Origin of the sequence: Pseudoflavonifractor capillosus, from assembly GCF_016899775.1 — a bacterium.
Taxonomy (GTDB): domain Bacteria; phylum Bacillota; class Clostridia; order Oscillospirales; family Oscillospiraceae; genus Lawsonibacter.
The window spans coordinates 1-3,237 of record NZ_JACJJE010000109.1 but is presented as its reverse complement, the minus strand read 5'-3'; the positions used below and the strand labels follow the sequence as shown (position 1 = coordinate 3,237).

The 3,237-nt window shown below is 58.6% G+C and carries 3 protein-coding genes; 2 read left to right on the top strand and 1 reads right to left on the bottom strand.

Annotated features, from left to right (window positions below):
- Positions 1–107: 107 nt before the first annotated feature.
- Entirely contained in the window at positions 108–1,136 is a 1,029-nt protein-coding gene (locus H6B31_RS16340) for a YeiH family protein (protein WP_204899474.1), read from the bottom strand.
- A gap of 193 nt (positions 1,137–1,329) precedes the next feature.
- On the opposite strand from H6B31_RS16340, the gene H6B31_RS16335 reads away from it, so the two are divergent.
- A complete protein-coding gene (locus H6B31_RS16335) occupies positions 1,330–2,298 on the top strand; it encodes a LysR family transcriptional regulator (protein WP_204899473.1) in 969 nt (322 codons plus the stop codon).
- Positions 2,295–3,131 (top strand): NAD(+) diphosphatase, encoded by an 837-nt coding sequence (gene nudC / locus H6B31_RS16330; protein WP_087289639.1) that lies wholly within the window; start codon positions 2,295–2,297, stop codon positions 3,129–3,131. The genes H6B31_RS16335 and nudC overlap by 4 nt, the downstream gene beginning before the upstream one ends.
- Positions 3,132–3,237: the final 106 nt, after the last annotated feature.

Here is a 3,237-nt window from a genome sequence, read left to right as displayed (position 1 = left end):
CGCCTCCCAAAAACAGCAAAAAGAAACCGCCGGAAACCCTTGGCGCGCAAGGCTTCCCGGCGGTAGACCTGGTAGACGACTGGTAGACGGGGATACAACATGGAAAATTACCAGATCCCCAACACATGCTGCATTCCCAGGCTGACAGCCGCGATGGCCAGCCAGCAGCATAGACCCATCAAGATCGGTTTGCCGCCGGTACGGATCAGCTTCACCAAATCTGTGTTCAGGCCAATGGCGGCCATAGCCATGATGATAAAGAACTTGGACAGTTCTTTGAAGGGGTGAAATACGGAGGCGGGTACACCGGCGGAAGTTGCCGCGGTGGTGATCACCGAGGCCAATACAAAGAAAATGATAAAGAAGGGAAATACCTTTTTTAGGGAGAAGCTGCTCTCCTGAGCTCCTCCGGCCCGCTTAACTTTGGCGGTCCGCCAGATGGCCAGGACCAGCGTGATTGGGATGATGGCCAGCGTGCGGGTGAGCTTCACAATGGTGGCCTGGTCCAGTGTGTTGGCGCCTGGATGTATACCGTCCCAGGCGGACGCAGCGGCTGTAACGGAGGAGGTGTCGTTTACCGCAGTACCGGCAAACAAGCCGAAGCCCTCGTTGGACAGACCCAAAACTCCGCCCAGGGTGGGGAAAATAAGGGCGGCAAGGATGTTGAACAGGAAGATCACGGAGATTGACTGAGCAATCTCTTCGTCGTCGGCACCGATGACTGGGGCGGTGGCGGCGATGGCGGAGCCGCCGCAGATGGAGGAGCCCACGCCGATTAGGGTGGAGATGTTGGCGGGCATGTTCAGCAGCTTATAGAGCGCAAAGGAGACGATCAGCGAGGTGGAAATGGTGGAGATGATGATGGGCAATGAGGTGGCCCCCACCTTGGCAATCTCGGACAGATTCAGACCAAAGCCCAGCAGGATTACGGCGTACTGGAGAATCTTTTTGGAGGTATAGGCGATGCCCGCCTGCGTACTTGCTTTGCTTCGGTAGAATATGGTCACTACCATGCCGGCTAAAATAGCAAACACCGGTCCGCCCACAATGGGGAAAGCTTTTCCCAGCAGCCAGCAGGGGACTGCCAGCGCCAGGCAGAGCAGCAGGCCGGGCCCTAATTGTTTGATCTTTGTCATTCTGAATCGCTCCCTTTCCAATCAGTGCCACCACTATACTCCAAAATATACATCATGTAAAATTATCCTTCTTTATATTTAAATAAGTTTGTGTTATGATAAGGCATCAAGATATCTGGAATATTCCGGGTTTGACAGAGAGGAGCCATACGAGAATGTTCGAAGGGCTCCAGACAGAGAGAGGCGATTGATTATGCTGGACTTTCGGGTCGAGACGTTTCTGGCCGTATGCCAGACTATGAACTTCACCCGGGCGGCGGAGCAGCTCCACATCACCCAGCCCGCGGTGTCCCAGCACATCCACGCTCTGGAGGAACAGTACGGCACCAAGCTGTTCCGCAGCCAGGGGAAGCAGCTCCAGCTCACAGAGAGCGGCCGGCTCTTTTTCCGCACCGCTGCCGCCATGCACCATGATGACCTCCGGCTGAGGGAGGCGCTCCACCAGGAGAATATCCGCCGCCGCCTGCGCTTTGGCGCCACTCTGACCATTGGGGAGTACATCATGCCCGCCCCCCTTCTCCGGCTGCTGGAGCGGGAGCCGGACATTCAGCTGTACATGCTCACCGCCAACACCCAGGAGCTGCTGAAGCTGCTGGACCAGGGGGAACTGGACTTTGCCATTGTGGAGGGCTATTTTGACAAGCAGGCTTACGACAGCTTGGTCTACTGCACCCAGCGGTATATCCCCGTGTGCGCGTCGGAGTATCCCTTTTCCCATCCGGTCCGCCAGCTGGAGGACCTGCTGGAGGAGCGGCTGCTGGTGCGGGAGCCGGGCTCGGGCACCCGGAATGTGCTGGAGCGGGCGCTGGAGGCCCGGAACCTGGGCGTCCGGAATTTCCGGCGCGTCACGGAGCTGGGCAGTTTGAACCTCATCAAGTCCCTGGTCTGCGCCGGGGCGGGGATCTCCTTTTTCTATCAGCCTGTGGTACGGAGAGAGTTGGAGTCCGGGCAGCTGCGGGAGATCCCTCTGGAGGACTGTTCCATTTACCACGACTTTACTTTTTTGTGGCGGCGGGGCAGCCTCTTTGCGGCGGACTACCGGGAGATTTTTTCTCTGCTTCGTCAGGGGCTCCCTTTTCCGTCGGAAGCGGTTGACAGCGGCGTGGAAAACCTCCATAATGAAGACAGAATATTTTTAGAGAGAAAGAAGGAGTCCCTGTGATCCAGGATATCGCGCCCCACCGCTATGACAACGCATATCACCCCCGCCCCCCCAAGGCCGGGGACCGGGTCTTTTTTTACCAGGACACCATTACGCTTCTGAATGGCGCCACCGGACTGCCCTTCCTGTGGGAGGAAGCGGAGGCGCTGGCCGATCTGTCCCAGCTTCCCCTTACTTATCTGTTCGCCATTGACGACGTGGCCTTCCACTGGTGCCATGTGGTGCCCCAGGCGGTTTTGGAGGCCGCCGTCCCGGCGAAAAACGGAGGGTTCCGGGACATGGAACCCGGCTGGCTGGCTTTTGCCTGCATCACTGCCAGCCAGCTCCACGGCTGGTACCACGACCACCAGTTCTGCGGCCGGTGCGGCTTCCCCGCCCAGCCGGACAAGGTGGAGCGGGCCATGCGCTGTCCCGCCTGCGGCAATCTGGTCTATCCCACCATCTCCCCGGCGGTGATTGTGGCGGTGACCCACGGGAACCGGCTGCTGCTCACCAAGTACTCCCGGCCCGGGGCTACCCGGAATTACGCTCTGATTGCGGGCTTTGCTGAGATTGGTGAGCCGCTGGAGGACACGGTGCGCCGGGAGGTCATGGAGGAAGTGGGCCTGCCGGTCAAAAACATCCGCTTCTACAAGAGCCAGCCCTGGAGCTTCTCCAGCAGCCTGCTGTCCGGCTTCTACTGCGATCTGGACACCGACGACGAGACGGTCACCCTCCAGGAAGACGAGCTGGGTGAGGGCACATGGTTCGACCGGGAGAATCTGCCCCAGGGCGGGTCTGCCATCTCCCTCACCCACGAGATGATCGAGCGCTTCCGCCAGGGCCCCGTATAACCTACTTTCTTTGAAAAAGAAAGTAGGCAGGGCCCGTCGCAGAATTGAAAAATTCTGCGGCGGGTTTTCTTGCGTCTAAGGAGGGCAGAAGAATGGAAATTGCCAT

Bases quoted from the DNA above. Each gene is read 5' to 3' on its own strand.
- H6B31_RS16340 (WP_204899474.1), bottom strand. From the start codon at position 1,136: ATGACAAAGATCAAACAATTAGGGCCCGGCCTGCTGCTCTGCCTGGCG.
- H6B31_RS16335 (WP_204899473.1), top strand. From the start codon at position 1,330: ATGCTGGACTTTCGGGTCGAGACGTTTCTGGCCGTATGCCAGACTATG.